This is a genomic window from Pseudomonas sp. CH235 (assembly GCF_004368175.1).
GTDB lineage: Bacteria > Pseudomonadota > Gammaproteobacteria > Pseudomonadales > Pseudomonadaceae > Aquipseudomonas > Aquipseudomonas paraglycinae.
On sequence record NZ_RRZJ01000033.1, the window covers coordinates 1 to 16,841 of the forward strand.

Consider the following 16,841-nt stretch of genomic DNA (forward strand, 5'->3'; position numbering starts at 1 on the left):
AGCCCAGGCTTGAGAAAACGCCCCCGGTCGAGAGACCGGGGGCGTTTTTGTTTGTCCGGGATTTATGCGGTGTTTGTGCGGGCCCCATCGCTGGCAAGCCAGCTCCCACAGGGTTTTGGGGGGAACACAAGTTACTTGATCACCAGTAACCTTTGTGGGAGCTGGCTTGCCAGCGAAGGCGGCCGATCAGCCGCCGAACATCTCAGGGCAGATCAGAACTTCTCGATCGACCGCGAATTCTGCACCCGTTCCACTTCCTTCGGCTTGTACGCGCAATAGCCAGGGCGCGGGCCGATCTTCGGGTGGTTGCGGCAGGTGTCCGGGCGCTTGTCATAAATGGTGCACAGGCGGCTCTTACGATCCAGGTAGTAGCAATCGTTGTTGCTCATGCGCTGCAGGGTGAAGATCCCCGACTTCTGATTGAAGCGCTCGACCAGACCTTCCTTTTGCAGACGCTTGGCGATGTTCTTCGGCGGGTCGCCCAGTTCGAACTCGTCGACCACACCGATGCGCACCAGATCCTTGATCTTGACCTCGACCGGCAGCGTGCAGCAGCTGGAAACGCACGAGCCGCACATCGGGGCCGAATATTTGGCCCAGGTATCGAGACGGTCGATCTCGGCTGCGGCGATCAGGTTGGGCTTCATCATCGGTCTTTACCAGGCGTGTGCGTCAGGGCGCGCGATCATACCGGGACTGGTGGATTTTTGAACAACCTTTCGCCAGATTTTTTCTTCATGCGCGCACATCGTCCGACAATTCGGCACGGCCCCTGCATTCATTGAGGCATTCGCCAGAGTATTGCCGGTCGATCTCACACTCTCGGTAAAAACTGCCGAACCAGAGCCCTTACCGTCGGTCAGACCGTCTAGGCTCTGACAACTCCCCGCTCGCTCGAGGTCCTATCGATGACTCAAGAACCACTAGTTCGCGAAGCAGAGGTGGCCGCATTCCGCGACGCCGTCCTGACCAAACTCACCTACGCGGTGGGCAAAGACCCGGATCACGCCTTCGACCATGACTGGTTCGAAGCCATCGCCCTGGCGGCGCGCGATCACATGGTCGAGCACTGGATGGACCATACCCGGCAGATCTACCGCAAAGGCCAGAAGCGGGTGTATTACCTCTCGCTGGAATTCCTCATCGGCCGTTTGCTCTACGACAGCCTGAGCAACCTCGGTTTGCTGGACGTCGCCCGTGAAGCCTTGACCGAGCTGGGCGTCGATCTGGAGCGCATCCGCATCCTGGAGCCGGATGCGGCGCTGGGCAACGGTGGCCTCGGACGATTGGCGGCGTGCTTCATGGAAAGCATGTCGACCCTCGGTATCGCTGGCCACGGCTACGGCATTCGTTATGAGCACGGGTTGTTCCGTCAGGCGATTGTCGACGGTTGGCAACAGGAACAGACCGAGCACTGGCTGGATTTCGGCAACCCCTGGGAGTTCGAGCGGCCAGAGGTGGTCTATCCGATCGGCTTTGGCGGCAGCGTCGAGACCGTCACCGACGCCAGCGGCAAGTCCCGGCAAGTCTGGCACCCGGCGGAAACCGTCCGGGCGATTGCCTACGACACCCCGGTGGTCGGCTGGCGCGGGGCGAGCGTCAACACCTTGCGCCTGTGGCGGGCGCGGGCGATGGAGGACCTGCATCTGGAGCGCTTCAACGCCGGTGACCACCTGGGCGCCGTCGCCGAAGTGGCCCGGGCCGAGAGTATCTCCCGCGTGCTCTACCCGGCGGACAGCACCGAAGCCGGGCAGGAACTGCGCCTGCGTCAGGAATACTTCTTCGTCGCCGCGTCGCTTCAGGATTTGCTGCGCCGTCATCGCAACATGCACACCTCGGTGCTGACCCTCGGCGATCACGCGGCAATCCAGCTCAACGACACCCACCCCTCGATCGCTGTCGCCGAACTGATGCGCCAACTGGTCGATGTCTACGACGTGGCCTGGGACGCGGCGTGGCAAGTCACCGTCGATACGCTGTCGTACACCAACCACACGCTGCTGCCCGAAGCGCTGGAAACCTGGCCGGTGGGGCTGATGGAACGCATGCTGCCGCGGCACATGCAGATCATTTATCTGATCAACGCCCAGCACATCGATTCGCTGCGGGCCAAGGGCATCCACGATTTCGACGTGCTGCGCGCGGTGTCGCTGATCGAGGAAGACAACGGCCGCCGGGTGCGCATGGGCAATCTCGCGTTTCTCGGTTCCCACAGCGTCAACGGCGTGTCCGGGCTGCACACGCAGCTGATGCGCAAAACCGTGTTCGCCGAACTGCACAAGCTGTATCCGGAGCGAATCAACAACAAAACCAACGGCATCACCTTCCGCCGCTGGCTGTACCAAGCCAACCCGGAATTGACGTCGATGCTGGTCGATTCCCTCGGCGCGGATGTTCTGGATAACCCCGAACAGCGACTGCTCGATCTTGAACCGTTCGCCGAGAAACCCGCCTTCCGTAAAGCCTTCGCCGAGCAACGGTTGCACAGCAAAAAAGCCCTCGCCTATCTGATCCATGAACGGCTGGGGATCGCGGTCAACCCGGCGGCGATGTTCGACGTGCAGGTCAAACGGATCCACGAATACAAACGCCAACTGCTCAACCTGATGCACACCGTCGCGCTGTATCAGGCGATCCGCGCCGAGCCGGAAATCGACTGGGTGCCGAGGGTGAAAATCTTCGCCGGCAAAGCCGCGGCGAGTTATCACCAGGCCAAGCTGATCATCAAGCTGACCAACGACATCGCCCGGGTGGTGAACAACGATCCGACCGTGCGCGGTCTGCTCAAAGTGGTGTTCCTGCCCAACTACAACGTCAGCCTGGCGGAGAGCATCATTCCAGCAGCGGACCTGTCGGAGCAGATCTCCACCGCCGGTTTCGAGGCCTCGGGCACCAGCAACATGAAGTTCGGCCTGAACGGTGCGCTGACCATCGGCACCCTCGACGGTGCCAACGTGGAAATGTGCGAAAACATCGGCGCCGAGCACATGTTCATCTTCGGTCTCAGCGCCCAGCAGGTCGAGGCGCGCAAGCAGAACCACGAGTTCAGCGCGGTGCCGGACATTGCCGCGTCCCATCGCCTCAACGATGTGTTGCAGGCGATCCGCAGCGGGGTGTTCTCGCCGGACGACACGTCGCGCTACACCGGGCTGATCGATTCGCTGGTGGATTACGACCGGTTCTTCGTTTGCGCCGATTTCGACTCCTACTGGGAGGCGCAGATGCGTGTCGATGCGCATTGGCACGACGCCAACAACTGGTGGCGTTCGGCGGTGCTGAACACCTCGCGTATGGGCTGGTTCTCGTCCGACCGGACAATCCGCGAGTACGCCACGGATATCTGGAAGGCACTCGAGTAACTTTTAGCGACAAATGTGCGCCCGGCCCCACGATTGTTGGGCCGGGCCGATATACTGAGCCTTGGTTCCGCCCCGCCACGGGGCTGCTCAGGGATATCGACCATGCAATGGATGTTCATGTTGATCGGGCTGCTGCTCGGCTGGCTGCTCGACGAGTCGTTCAGCGATGCGCTGTTGGGCGCGTTGCTGGGGCTCGCCATCGGGCAGGCGATGCGCATTGCCCGGCTCGGTTCGCAGGCTGCCGAGCAACAGCGTCAGCTGGATCACGCGAAGATTGCGTTGCAGGGCGTCGAACAGCGACTGTTTCTGCTGGAGGGCGCTCCGGCGCATTCGCCAGCGCCGCCGAGTGTCGCGCCGGCCAGCGAAACGATCGTTGAACCCGTCACGGTATTTGAACAACCCGCTGCCGCAGAACCCGAGCTGGTCTGGGAACTGCCACCCGAACTCGAACCTGTCGCCGTCGCCGCCAGCGAACCCGGTCAGCCGTTGCCGGTCGATGTCTGGCGCCCGGAGCCCGTCACCCGCGAACCGCAACCGCCCGCCGAACCTCGTGGCCCGAACCTTATCGAACGCGGCATCAGCGCTGCGCGCAACTGGCTGTTCGGTGGCAACACCGTGCTGCGGGTCGGTGTGGTGCTGTTGTTCTTCGGTCTGGCGTTCCTGCTGCGCTACGCCACCGAAGGCATGGTGGTGCCGATCGAATTGCGTTACGCCGGGGTCGCAGCGGCAGCGCTGGGCTTGCTGGCGCTGGGCTGGTGGTTGCGCCATCGCAACAACAGCTACGCTTTGATGCTGCAAGGCACCGGGATCGCGGTGTTGTACCTGACGGTGTTTGCGGCGATGCGTCTGCACCCGCTGCTCGATCCGTCTGCTGCGCTGGGCTTGCTGGTGGCGGTGACGGTGTTTTCGGCCATTCTGGCCATCACCCAGGATTCCCTGGCCCTGGCCTGCGTCGCCGCACTGGGCGGTTTCGCCGCGCCGATCCTGACCTCCACCGGCGCCGGCAACCACGTCGCGCTATTCAGTTATTTCGCGCTGCTCAACGCCGGCATCCTGGCCATCGCCTGGTTCAAGGCCTGGCGCCTGCTCAACCTGATCGGCTTCGTTGGCACCTTCGGCATCGGTTTCGCCTGGGGCCTGCGTTCGTACATGCCGGAACTGCTGTGGAGCACCGAACCGTTCCTGATTCTGTTCTTCCTGATGTACCTGGCCATCGGCCTGCTGTTCGCCCGGCGCAAGTTGCTGGACATGCCGGACGCCCCGGCGGATGACGATCGCCAGGCGCTGCTGCATTGGTCGGCGCGCAAGGGCGATTACGTCGACGGCACGATGCTGTTCGGTCCGCCGCTGGTGGGTTTCGGCTTGCAATTCGCGCTGGTTCAGCATCTTGAGTTTGCGGCGGCGTTCAGCGCACTGGCGCTGGGCATGATCTACATGGCCCTGGCCAAAGTGCTGATGGGCGGCCGGGCGATGTTGCTGGGTGAGACTTGCCTGGCGCTCGGGGTGATTTTCGCCAGCCTGGCGATTCCGCTGGGGCTGGATGCGCGCTGGACCTCCGCCGCCTGGGCGGTGGAGGGGGCGGGGATTTTCTGGCTGGGCTTGCGTCAGCAACGGCCGTTGGCCCGGGCTTTCGCATTGCTGCTGCAACTGGGTTCGGCGCTGGCGTTTCTCAGTCAGTTGCGGGTTGGCGAAAGCAGCCTGCTCGACGCTGCGCCGTTGGGCGCATTGATGCTCGGCGCGGCGTTGCTGTTCAGCTTCTATCAATTGCGCAAGGCGTCGCCGGAGCAAACCTCGCTGTGGGAGCGTCAGGGCTTGCCGGTGCTGGCGTGCCTGGGGCTGACCTTCCTGTATCTGCTGGCGCCGCTGTTCTTCTTCATTCAGGGCACGGCGATCAGTTGGGCATTGGCCGGGCTGGCGACCTTGTTCGTCGGCTTGCGCCTGCAATCGCGCACGTTCTTGTTCACCGCGTTTGCCGTGCAGTTGCTTGGCGGGGCGTTATTCCTGTTGCGCCTGCAAGGGGCGGGCGAGGATTCGGCGGCCGTGTTCAGCGCCGGCTGGAGCGGTTTGCTCAGCGCCTCGTTGATCGGTCTGGCGTTGATCGCCGGCATGCTGCTGGCGGCGCGCGACGAGATGGTGCGCAGCGATGTTCGTCTGCTGCGCGGGTTGTCGGTGGTGCTGCTGGCAGGTCTGGTGCTGATCAATCTGGCGGTGTTATTCGTGCTGCCGTGGCAGACCGCGAGCGCGGTGTGGGCGGCCAGTGGCTTGCTGATCATCTGGCTCAGTCTGTACCTCAAGCAGCGCGTGAGTTTTGTCTTCGGTCTGCTGTTGCAACTGATCGGTGGCGCAGCGTTTTTGCTGGCCGGCCCCGAGTTGCTCGGGCCGCTGTCCAGCGAGGGGCTGCGACCGCTGGCCCATGGCGGATTCTGGACGCCACTGGTGCTGGGCCTGGCGGCGATGATCGGAGCGTGGCGCCTGCAACTGGGCAATCACGCCTCGGCGTTCGATGTGCTGAGCCTGCATCGCCTGTCTGAAGTGTTGCTGGTGTGGGGCGCCGGTTGGTGGGCGCTGGCGTGGTTCAGCGAAGTGATGCGGTTTGCGCCGCTGAATCTGCAAGCGACGCTGTTGCTGGTGGTCGCCGCGCTGAGCGTCGCGTTGTGGACGTTGTTGGTCTTGCGTCTGAAATGGCCGTCGCTCGGGTTGCTCTGCACCGTGCTGATTCCGGCAGCCGGGCTGGTGTTGCTCGGCGCGTGGCACTCGCGTTATCACCCGGCGGCGGATTTCGGCTGGCTGGCCTGGGCGGCGGTGTTCGTCGTGCATTTCATCAGCCTGCGACGCCTGGCGCCGATGCTGCCAGCGCGGGCATTGAGCACGGCGCATGTGCTCGGTTGCTGGCTGCTGATCGGCGTGCTGGCGCTGGAGTTGCGCTACGGCCTGCTGCTGTTGTCCGAGCAGTACAACGCCTGGCGCTGGCTGGGCTGGGCGATTCTGCCGAGTGTGTATCTGTTGCTGATGGCTGCGCCGCGTCAGTGGCCGTGGCCGGTGGCAGCGTTCCCTCGCGAATATCGCCTGTACGCGGCGGCGCCGTTGGCGGTGCTGATGCTGGTCTGGTTCTGGCTGGCCAATGGCGTCAGCGATGGCAATGCCGAGCCGCTGCCTTATGTGCCGCTGCTTAACCCGCTGGAGTTGGGTCTGCTGTTTGCACTGTTCGGTGTCTACGTCTGGTCGCGCAGCGCCGTTGCCGAGCTGTCGATCCGCCAGGATTACGCGGCATACGCGACGCAACTGATTGCCGGCGTTTCGCTGTTCGCGTTCTGCACTGCGCTGGTCACCCGCGCCGCGCACCATTGGGCGGGGATTCCGTTCGAGCTCGATCTGCTGCTCGAATCGATGCTGGTGCAGGCCGGTCTGTCCATCGTCTGGACGCTGATGGCGCTCGGGCTGATGATCGGCGGGCACCTGCGTCATCGCCGCGAAGTGTGGCTGATCGGCGCGGCGCTGATTGCGCTGGTGGTGGCCAAACTGATTTTTGTCGAATTGAGCAACCGTGGCGGACTGGCCCGGATCGTCTCGTTCATCGGCGTCGGCGTGTTGCTGCTGGTGGTGGGCTACTTTGCTCCACTGCCGCCCAAACGCGTCGACGCTGCAACGGCGGCGGACAAACCGGCCCCGGAAACCGAAGGAGTGTCGTCTTGAGTCGCAAGCTTAATCTCGGGTGGCTGTTGCTGGGCGTGGCCATGACGGCCGGCGCCCAGGAAAAACCGGCGGACTTCGCCGCGCAGGTGCCGTTGGCGGTCAGTGGTTCCGGCCCTTGGTATCGCCTCGAACTGCCGCTGAGCGTGCAGTTGCAGGCGCGCCAGACTGATCTCAGCGACCTGCGAGTGTTCAACGCCGCCGGAGAACCGCAGGCCTATGCGCTGGCCCGGGAATCAGCCCAGACCCGCGACGACGGTCAGTTGCATGAGGTGAAGTGGTTCCCGCTGTACAACTCGGCGGATGCCACCGAGCGTGCGCCAAGCGTACGCGTGCAATCCACCACCACCGGTACGCTGGTGGAAGTGCAGCCGTCCAGCCAACTGGAAGCGGGCGAGGAAGTGCTGCGTGGCTGGCTGCTCGACGCCAGTGCTATCAAAGCGCCGTTGCAGCAACTGATCCTCGACTGGACCAGCGAGCGCGACGGCTTCCAGCGTTTCAGCATCGAGGCCAGCGATGATTTGCAGCACTGGCAGGCCTGGGGCGAAGGCCAGGTCGCGCGCCTGACCTTTGCCGACGAACGGGTCGAGCAACATGAAGTGGCGCTGCCGGGGCAATCGGCGCGGTATCTGCGTCTGTTGTGGGATTCGCCGGCCTCGGCGCCGGTCCTGACGTCGGCACAACTGAAAAGCAGCGACCCGCGCAATCTTCCGCTGCCGCTGGTCTGGTCCCCGGCGCTGGCAGGCAGCAGCGGCAAGCCCGGTGAATACACTTGGCAGCTGCCGATGGGGCTGAACATCGAGCGGGTGCAGGTCGAACTGAAACAGGCCAACAGCCTGGCGCCGGTGACGTTGTCGGGGCGTCGCGACAGCAGTCTGCCGTGGCAAGCGCTGAGCAGCGGCTTGCTCTATCGCCTGACCCAGAACGGCCAGGACGTGGTGCAGAACGAATTGCAGCTGTACGGGCAGACCGTGCAGCAGTTGAAACTGACGGTCGACGAACGGGGCGGCGGTCTAGGCGAGCAGGCGCCGAGCGTGAAATACGCGGTGCGCGCCACTCAGGTTATCTTCCTCGCCCGGGGTGACGGGCCGTACAGCCTGGCGCTGGGCAATCCGACCGTGAAGACGGCGAACCTGCCGCTGACCACGCTGATCCCCGATTTCAAACCGGAGAAACTGGCCACATTGGGCAAGGCCACGGTGCAGGGCGACGCGCTGGCGACCCAGACTTCGACGGCCACCACCTCGGCCACGGCGGACACCAACTGGAAGAAGTTCGGCCTGTGGGCGGTGTTGCTGCTCAGTGTGCTGTTTCTTGCAGCAATGGCCTTCAGTCTGCTGCGCAAGCCGCCGGCCAAATCGTGAATATGACGGGTGTGGCCTCTACACCCGTCGGGTTTCCAACTACGCTGAATCCGGTGCCTGAACTCTCTCGGTTCGATCACGTCTGATAGCAGGAATTGCACCCGACGCACGTTACCGGCGTCATTGCTCGCTACGGTTTCAGACTCCCTGTAAACTGCGCGGGTTTTTAGCCCCCCATTCCACCGGAGCCGTCCATGTCCCGCGTTACCCTGAGTCGCTATTTGATTGAGCAGACCCGCAGCAACAACACTCCTGCCGATCTGCGTTTCCTGATCGAAGTGGTGGCGCGTGCCTGTAAAGAGATCAGCCACGCCGTGTCCAAAGGCGCCCTGGGCGGTGTTCTGGGCAGCATGGGCACGGAAAACGTGCAAGGCGAAGTGCAGAAGAAGCTCGACGTGCTGTCGAACGAAATCCTGCTCGAAGCCAACGAGTGGGGCGGTCACCTGGCCGGCATGGCGTCCGAAGAAATGGACAATGCCTACCAGATCCCGGGCAAATACCCGAAAGGCGCCTACCTGCTGGTATTCGATCCGCTGGACGGTTCGTCGAACATCGACATCAATGCCCCGGTCGGCACCATCTTCTCCGTGCTGCGTTGCCCGAACGAATACCTGAGCCAGAACGAGCCTCTGAATGAGAAGGCCTTTCTGCAGCCAGGCACTCAGCAAGTTGCCGCCGGTTACGCCATTTACGGCCCGCAGACCATGCTGGTGCTGACCCTGGGCGACGGCGTCAAAGGCTTCACGCTGGACCGCGAAATGGGCAGCTTCGTGCTGACCCACGAAGACATCACCATTCCTGAAACCACCCAGGAATTCGCCATCAACATGTCCAACCAGCGTCACTGGGAAGCCCCGGTACAACGCTACGTTTCGGAACTGCTGGCCGGTGAAGAAGGCCCGCTGAAAAAGAACTACAACATGCGCTGGGTCGCGGCGATGGTTGCCGACGTGCACCGCATCCTGACCCGTGGCGGTCTGTTCATGTACCCGCGCGACAGCCGCGAGCCGTCCAAGCCAGGCAAACTGCGCCTGATGTACGAAGCCAACCCGATGTCGTTCCTGGTGGAACAGGCGGGCGGCGCTTCCACCGACGGTCACCAGCGCATCCTCGACATCAAGCCTGAAGGCCTGCACCAGCGCGTAGCGGTGTTCCTCGGCTCGAAAGAAGAAGTCGCCCGCGCTACGGCCTACCACAAGGAATAAACCATGAACGCGCCCTGGCAGCCGTTGCTCGATTGGTGGTTCGGTCATGCTGAATCAGCTACTGAGGTTTCGGCGCAACAGGGCAAGTTGTGGTTCGGCAAGAAAGACAGCCAGGACCTCGAAGCGCGTGAGCGTTTCGGGGTCTTTGTCGATCAGGCTCTCGCTGGCGAATTGACCGAGTGGACGCAACGTCCCGAAGGTTGGCTGGCGCTGGTGCTGTTGCTCGACCAACTCCCGCGAATGATCTTTCGCGATACGCCCAAGGCTTTTTCCGGTGATCTACGGGCCCAGAAACTGGTCGCTCAGGGGATTGCAGCAGACTTCGATCGGCAGTTGAAACCGATCCAGCGACTCTTCATCTACCTCGTCTTCGAACATTGCGAAAACCTCGCAGTGCAGAATGAAGCCGTCTCGCGATTCATTGATCTGGTGGCTGAGCAGCCGGAGGCGGAGCGCGGGGTGTTTGCCGACAACCTTGATTATGCCGAGCGGCATCAGAAGGTGATTGCGCGGTTTGGACGGTTTCCGCATCGCAATGCGGTGTTGGGGCGGGAGTCTACGGTTGAGGAACTGAAGTTTTTGAAAGAGCCGGGTTCGCGGTTTTAGGGCGATTTTCGGCAACCTGAAAAACCGGCCCTCACCCTAACCCTCTCCCGGAGGGAGAGGGGACTGACCGAGTTGGATGTTCGAGTTACGCTGACTTGAAATACCGAGTTGAACTCAGGTCTGGAAAGCGACAGAGATCGGCTCCCTTTCCCCTCGCCCCCTTGGGGGAGAGGGATGGGCGGGCGGCGTTCCGATGAGGGGGTAAGCTCTTGATCTTCAGATTCTGAAGCTACCCACCAACTGCTTCAGCCGAGCAGCCTGCTGCTCCAGATCCGCACAAGCCCGCAACGTCGCCTGCAAGTTCTCCACGCCTTCCTGGTTCAGCGTGTTGATCTCGTTGATATCGACGTTGATCGACTCGACCACCGCCGTCTGCTCTTCCGTCGCCGTCGCCACCGACTGGTTCATGCCGTCGATCTCGCCGATGCGCTGGGTCACGCTGCCCAGACGTTCGCCGGCCTGGTTGGCGATGCCGACGCTGCTTTCGCTCTCGCGCTGACTCTCGGTCATGATGCCGACCGCCTGACGTGCGCCGACTTGCAGTTCTTCGATCATCTTCTGCACTTGCTGCGCCGAATCCTGGGTGCGGTGCGCCAGGTTGCGGACTTCGTCGGCGACCACGGCGAAACCACGACCGGCCTCGCCGGCACGGGCCGCTTCGATGGCGGCGTTGAGGGCCAGCAGGTTGGTCTGCTGGGAGATGCTGGTGATCACTTCCAGAATCTGCCCGATGTTCACGGTGTTGCTGTTCAGGGTTTCGATGTTGCCGCAGGAGTCGCTGATCTTCGCCGACAGTTGCTGCATCGCGTGGATGGTTTTATCCACCACCTGCTGGCCGTCTTCGGCCAGGCTGCGCGCGTCGCTTGAGTGTTGCGAGGCGAGGGCAGCGTTCTGGGCGATTTCCTGGGCGGCGGCGCCGAGCTGGTTGATCGCGGCGGCCACGCTGTTGGTGCGCGAGGCCTGCTGGTCGGAGTTGAACATCGACGAGTTGGACGCCGCGACCACGCGCAGGGCGACTTCGTTGACCTGGCCGGTGGCCGAGGAGACTTCGCGGATCGAGGTGTGGATGCGCTCGACGAAACGGTTGAACGACAGCCCCAGCGCACCAAATTCATCGTGGCCGTGGATGGTCAAGCGTTTGGTCAGGTCACCTTCGCCTTCGGCGATGTCGTGCATGGCGCGGCCCATGGTCAGCAGCGGCTGCATCAGCACGCGGATCAGCATGCCGAGCAGCGCGATGATGATCACTACCGCAATGACCATGGCGATCAGCGCCGAGGTGCGAAATTCGCTGAGCATCGAGAACGCGGTGTCCTTGTCCAGCACCAGCGCCACGTACCAGTCGGCCGACGGCACGCCGTTGACGCGGGTGAAGGAGATCAGTTGGGTCTTGCCGTCGAACTCGACTTCTTTCAGACCCGGGCTGACTTTCGGCGCGCCGTTGGGGTAGGCCTCGGCCAGGGTCTTGAGCACCAGCTTGCTGTCCGGGTGGATCAGGATTTTGCCGTCGGCACCGACGATGAACGCGTGGCCATGGCCGCCGAAGTTCAGCGAGTTGATGATCGCACTGACGCTCGACAGGTCAATGTCGGCGCCGGCCACACCGATCATCTGGCCCTGGCGCTGCACCGGGGTGGCGACGGTGATCACCAGTTTGCCCGACGAGGCGGCGATGTACGGTTCGGTGACGATGGTCTGTTGCGCAGCGTTAGCCGCCTTGTACCAGCCACGGGCGCGCGGATCGTAATCCGGCGCGCGGTTGCCGGCCGGGACCGAGAACATCACGCCGTCGGCGCCGCCGAAGTAGCTGAGCTGGAAATTGCCGGTGTAGGCGGGCAGGTCGATGATGCGTTTCAGGCTGGCCGGGGCGTTGCCGTCGGCGACAACCTGTTGCGCCATCGATTGCAGCAACTGGATGCGGCTTTCCAGCCAGGTCTGGATGTTGCTGGTGGTCAGGCTGCCCAGTTCCTGCATCGACGCTTCGGTGCTGCTTTGCAGGGCTTCGCGCTGGCGATAGTCGTTGAACAAAATGAAACAGGCGAACGCAACGGCCACCACGAGGGCGGCAGCCAACAAGATCTTGTGGCTGAATTTCATGTTTCTGGTCATTAAGTGAGCTACCGCGAAGGGGCTGGTCAAGAAAGGGCGGCAATTTGCCACACTCTGGGGCTTTGCGCTGCTCTTATTTCGACCGCCGCGCGCCAAAGATTAGGCGCTTTTTGCTAAAAGCGACGAAATGCTCGATAGCCTTACAAACTGTCTGATTTACCGGCGAAAGACGGACGAGCGGGCTAACAAATAGCCATCCTCCCAGGGAACCAGACAGGGGTTTTCTCTTCTAAGCTTCTGGTTGGCGCCATGCCATCCCCCTTCCGTTCCAGGAGTTACACCATGTCGCTGCGATCTATCGCCCTTCTGTCGTTTTGCGTGCTGTTGGCCGCATGCAGCAAGGTCAATCAGGAAAACTATTCGAAGCTCTCGGCCGGCATGGCCAAGGCCGAAGTGGAGACGCTGCTTGGCAAGCCCACCGATTGCTCGGGCGCGCTCGGCATGTCCAGTTGCACCTGGGGCGACAAGAACAGCTTTATCAGCGTGCAGTATGCCGGTGACAAAGTGCTGATGTTTTCCGGCCAAGGCCTGAAGTAAACCGGGGCTACGCGCCCACGGGAGAAAAACAATGAAGCGGTTATTGCTTGTCCTTTTGGCCGGCCTGGTATTGGCCGGCTGCGCCACGTCCGGTGAAGATCCGCTGGCGCCGAAGACGGTCAACAGTGTCAATCTCAAGCGTTACCAGGGCACCTGGTACGAACTGGCGCGTCTGCCGATGTATTTCCAGCGCAATTGCGCGCAATCCGAAGCCCGTTACTCCCTCAAGCCCGACGGTAATATCGCGGTGTACAACCGCTGCCTGACGGCGGACTGGACGTGGGAAGAAGTCAAAGGCACGGCTTATCCACAGGTGCCGGGCAAGACCGACAAGCTGTGGGTCGAATTTGATACCTGGTTCTCGCGTCTGATTCCGGGTGTGGCGAAGGGTCAATACTGGGTGCTGTACGTCAGCGATGACTACAAGACCGCCCTCGTGGGCGACCCGAGTCGTCGCTACCTGTGGCTGTTGTCCCGCACGCCGACCGTCAACGGTGTGGTGCGTGAGGAACTGCTGAGCAAGGCGCGTCAGCAGGGTTACGACACCACGCGTCTGATCTGGCGCACGTCGGATCAGCAGATGGCCAAGACGTCCAACTGACTTCTCCTGTTCTGATCGTTCCCACGCTCCGCGTGGGAATGCCTCAATGGACGCTCTGCGTCCGCTTTTGGGACGCGGAGCGTCCCGGGCTGCATTCCCACGCAGAGCGTGGGAACGATCAGTAACAGAGGTGAAAAAAAACCTGTGGAGGACAATCCCACAGGTTTTTTTGTGTCAGCCCAAAAGGTCTCGCAGGACCTGGGTAAAGGCGCGATTGCTGTCCTCCTCCCCGGCATGTCGCCCCTCGCGCACGACCCACTGACCGTTGACCAGCACGTCGCGCACCTGACGATCGCCACCGGCAAACAGCCAGCGATTGAGAATCCCGTCACCGCTGGCCGTGGCCAGATAGGGATCGCTGCCATCGAGCACAATCCAGTCGGCACGTTTGCCAACTTCCAGCGCACCGATTGGCTGGCCCAGCGCCTGAGCGCCACCGTCCAGTGCCGCGTCATACAGCGTACGGCCGACCATCGGCTGATCCGCGCCATACAAGCGATTGCGCCGTTGATCGCGCAGACGCTGGCCGTATTCCAGCCAACGCAATTCCTCTACCACGCTCAACGACACATGGCTGTCGGAGCCGATGCCCATGCGCCCGCCCTGAGCCAGGAAATCCACCGCCGGGAAAATCCCGTCGCCGAGGTTGGCCTCGGTGGTCAGGCACAGGCCGGCGATGGCGCGACTTTTGGCCATCAGCGTGACTTCTTCCGGATTGGCGTGGGTCGCGTGCACCAGGCACCAGCGCTGATCGACTTCGGTGTTTTCGTACAGCCATTGCAGCGGACGACGACCGCTCCAGCTCAGGCAGTCATCGACTTCCTTCTGCTGCTCGGCGATGTGGATGTGCACCGGGCATTGCTCGTCGCTGGCCGCCAGCACTTCGCTGATCTGCTGAGGCGTGACTGCGCGCAACGAGTGGAAACACAGGCCCAGCGACTGCGCCTTCTCCTGTGCCAGCAGTGGTTGCAGACGTGATTGCAGTTTCAGGTAATTTTCGGTGCTGTTGATGAAACGGCGCTGGCCTTCGTTCGGCGTCTGGCCGCCGAAACCGCTGTGGCTGTAGAGCACGGGCAGCAATGTCAGACCGATACCGGCGGAGCTGGCCGCCTGGCTGATGCGTAACGCCAGTTCGGCCGGGTCGGCGTAAGGCTGGCCGTTGTGATCGTGGTGGACGTAATGGAATTCGGCGACCGAGGTGTAACCGGCCTTGAGCATTTCGATGTACAGCTGACGGGCAATCACACCGAGCTGGTCGGGGCTGATTTTTCCGACGAGCCGGTACATCAGATCGCGCCAGGTCCAGAAACTGTCGTTGGGATTGCCGGCCACTTCCGCCAGTCCCGCCATCGCTCGCTGAAACGCGTGGGAGTGCAGATTCGGCATCCCCGGCAGCAGCGGACCGCTCAACCGCTCGGCGCCGTCTGCAGTGGAATCGGCCTGGATTCGGGTCAACACGCCATCGGCGCTGACCTCGAGACGTACATTGTTGGCCCATCCGTTAGGCAGCAGCGCGCGTTCGGCAAAGAAGGCGGACATGGTTCAGCACCCCATCGTGTGTTATTTGTATATACATATACAGACGTTTGCCTGCCCGGTAAACTCCGGCAAGCTAGCAACTTTCATCCAATGAACAGGGATCCACCGTGCCGACTCCGCCTCCAGTCTCCCCGTTGGCCGCGAACATGGGCGACAGTCCGGCGCCCTTGTACGCCCGCGTCAAACAGATGATCACCCAGCAGATCGACAGCGGTAACTGGCCGCCGCATTACCGCGTGCCGTCGGAAAGCGAGCTGGTCAGCCAGTTGGGTTTCAGCCGCATGACCATCAACCGCGCGCTGCGGGAAATGACCGCCGACGGTCTGCTGGTGCGCATGCAAGGCGTCGGCACTTTTGTCGCCGAACCGAAGAGCCAGTCGGCGCTGTTCGAAGTGCACAACATCGCGGACGAAATCGCCTCCCGTGGCCATCGCCACACCTGTCAGGTCATCACACTGGAAGAAGAGGCCGCCGGTTCCGAACGTGCGCTGGCGCTGGACATGCGCGAAGGGCAGAAGGTCTTTCACTCGCTGATCGTGCATTACGAAAACGACATTCCGGTGCAGATCGAAGACCGTTTCGTCAACGCGTTGGTCGCCCCGGAATACCTCAAGCAGGACTTCACCCTGCAAACGCCTTACGCCTATCTGAACCAGGTCGCGCCGCTGACCGAAGGCGAGCACGTGGTCGAAGCGATCCTTGCCGAAGCGTCCGAATGCAAATTGCTGCAGATCGAAAAAGGCGAGCCGTGCCTGCTGATCCGCCGTCGTACGTGGTCGGGTCGTCAGCCGGTGACGGCGGCGCGCCTGATCCACCCCGGTTCTCGTCATCGTCTGGAAGGTCGGTTTCATAAATGAAAGAGTTGAAGGTATTACGCGCCGAAGGCTACCCGCGCATGCCGTGGAAAAACGGCGGCGGCAGCACCGAGGAAATCACCCGTGACGCCGGCGCCGGTCTCGACGGTTTTGGCTGGCGTCTGTCGATTGCCGACATCGCCGAATCCGGCGGCTTTTCGACCTTCGCCGGTTACCAGCGAGTGATCACGGTATTGCAGGGCGACGGCATGACCCTGTGTGTCGATGGCGACGATACCCGGCCGTTGTTACCCCTCGACCCGTTTGCCTTCAGCGGCGAGAGCCAGGTGTCCTGCACCTTGCTCGGTGGCGCAATCCGCGACTTCAACCTGATCTACTCACCCCAGCGTTACAGCGCACGCCTGCAATGGCTGGACGGCGAACAGCGGTTTTTCAGTTCGGCGAGCACCGTGCTGGTCTTCAGCGTCAGTGAACTGCTGGAGGTCACGGTCGGTGACAGCGCCTCGCAACTCGGCCGCCATGACTGCCTGCAACTGGACGGTAACACCGGGCTGACCGAGATTGCCGTCAATGCCGGCTGCTGCGTGATCGAACTGTCCTCACGCTGATTCCTTCACACGCTCTGTGTGGGAACGATCAAAAACCGCTGCTTTGAACGCAGCGGTTTTTTTTCGTCCCGACGTTCCCGAAATGCGCACCAACTTGTTACCGAACGCCCCAGTGTGGCGCAAAACCACGCTTTCGTAACAACCTCTCGCTACCCTCAATCCACCCCGCGAAAAATTTCATGAATGCCAGAGCCCTTGATTCAGGCGCTTTCCAGCCCTGTCCGGGATTTTTGTTGAACGACCCTCCAACAAGTTGGCCGCTTGATTGCATATGCTTGTATGTACAAGTAAAGACGTATGCGTATGAGTCGATCGAGACTCTCCGCAGCGTCCACTGATTCGCTTGTCGCGCACTGATGCGCACAGGCTGCTTGCCCACTGCCAGGGTTGGTTTGAATTGATCGCTGA

The 16,841-nt window shown here is 62.1% G+C and carries 12 protein-coding genes; 9 read left to right on the plus strand and 3 right to left on the minus strand.

The features are described from left to right. Positions 1-212 precede the first annotated feature (212 nt). Entirely contained in the window at positions 213-650 is a 438-nt protein-coding gene (locus tag EIY71_RS24500; protein ID WP_007961740.1) for a YkgJ family cysteine cluster protein, read from the minus strand. 258 nt (positions 651-908) lie between these two features. Here EIY71_RS24500 and EIY71_RS24505 point away from each other — a divergent pair, with 258 nt between their 5' ends. From EIY71_RS24505 to EIY71_RS24525, 5 genes are all read left to right on the plus strand, one after another. Further along, on the plus strand, positions 909-3,359 hold the full coding sequence (locus EIY71_RS24505) for a glycogen/starch/alpha-glucan phosphorylase (protein ID WP_085746386.1): 2,451 nt from the start codon (positions 909-911) through the stop codon (positions 3,357-3,359). Positions 3,360-3,461: 102 nt separating this feature from the next. Then, positions 3,462-7,052: a DUF2339 domain-containing protein gene (locus EIY71_RS24510; protein WP_134023460.1), complete on the plus strand. Its 3,591-nt coding sequence runs from the start codon at positions 3,462-3,464 to the stop codon at positions 7,050-7,052. Then, entirely contained in the window at positions 7,049-8,413 is a 1,365-nt protein-coding gene (locus EIY71_RS24515) for a DUF3999 domain-containing protein (protein ID WP_134023462.1), read from the plus strand. The genes EIY71_RS24510 and EIY71_RS24515 overlap by 4 nt, the downstream gene beginning before the upstream one ends. A 194-nt stretch (positions 8,414-8,607) precedes the next feature. Then, positions 8,608-9,618 carry a class 1 fructose-bisphosphatase gene (locus EIY71_RS24520; RefSeq protein ID WP_064585553.1) on the plus strand — a complete coding sequence of 337 codons (1,011 nt, stop codon included), beginning with the start codon at positions 8,608-8,610 and terminating at the stop codon, positions 9,616-9,618. Positions 9,619-9,621: 3 nt separating this feature from the next. Then, positions 9,622-10,224 carry a DUF924 family protein gene (locus EIY71_RS24525; RefSeq protein WP_085746389.1) on the plus strand — a complete coding sequence of 201 codons (603 nt, stop codon included), beginning with the start codon at positions 9,622-9,624 and terminating at the stop codon, positions 10,222-10,224. Between the two features lie 216 nt (positions 10,225-10,440). On the opposite strand, the gene EIY71_RS24530 is transcribed toward EIY71_RS24525, so the two are convergent. Further along, positions 10,441-12,333, minus strand: a complete 1,893-nt coding sequence (locus tag EIY71_RS24530; RefSeq protein WP_203546252.1) for a methyl-accepting chemotaxis protein — start codon at positions 12,331-12,333, stop codon at positions 10,441-10,443. 282 nt (positions 12,334-12,615) lie between these two features. Here EIY71_RS24530 and EIY71_RS24535 point away from each other — a divergent pair, with 282 nt between their 5' ends. Together EIY71_RS24535 and EIY71_RS24540 are read left to right on the plus strand one after the other, a co-directional pair. Then, a complete protein-coding gene (locus EIY71_RS24535) occupies positions 12,616-12,870 on the plus strand; it encodes a hypothetical protein (RefSeq protein WP_007952486.1) in 255 nt (84 codons plus the stop codon). 31 nt (positions 12,871-12,901) lie between these two features. Then, entirely contained in the window at positions 12,902-13,471 is a 570-nt protein-coding gene (locus EIY71_RS24540) for a lipocalin family protein (protein ID WP_085746391.1), read from the plus strand. Between the two features lie 174 nt (positions 13,472-13,645). Here the strand turns inward: EIY71_RS24540 and EIY71_RS24545 are convergent, their stop codons facing one another. Then, positions 13,646-15,010, minus strand: coding sequence for a formimidoylglutamate deiminase (locus EIY71_RS24545; RefSeq protein ID WP_085746392.1), 1,365 nt, complete (start codon positions 15,008-15,010; stop codon positions 13,646-13,648). Between the two features lie 146 nt (positions 15,011-15,156). Between EIY71_RS24545 and hutC the strand changes: the two genes are divergently transcribed. Then, on the plus strand, positions 15,157-15,867 hold the full coding sequence (hutC, locus tag EIY71_RS24550; RefSeq protein ID WP_170844914.1) for a histidine utilization repressor: 711 nt from the start codon (positions 15,157-15,159) through the stop codon (positions 15,865-15,867). Then, entirely contained in the window at positions 15,864-16,433 is a 570-nt protein-coding gene (locus tag EIY71_RS24555) for a HutD family protein (RefSeq protein ID WP_085746393.1), read from the plus strand. Before hutC ends, EIY71_RS24555 begins: the two co-directional genes overlap by 4 nt. Positions 16,434-16,841 lie beyond the last annotated feature (408 nt).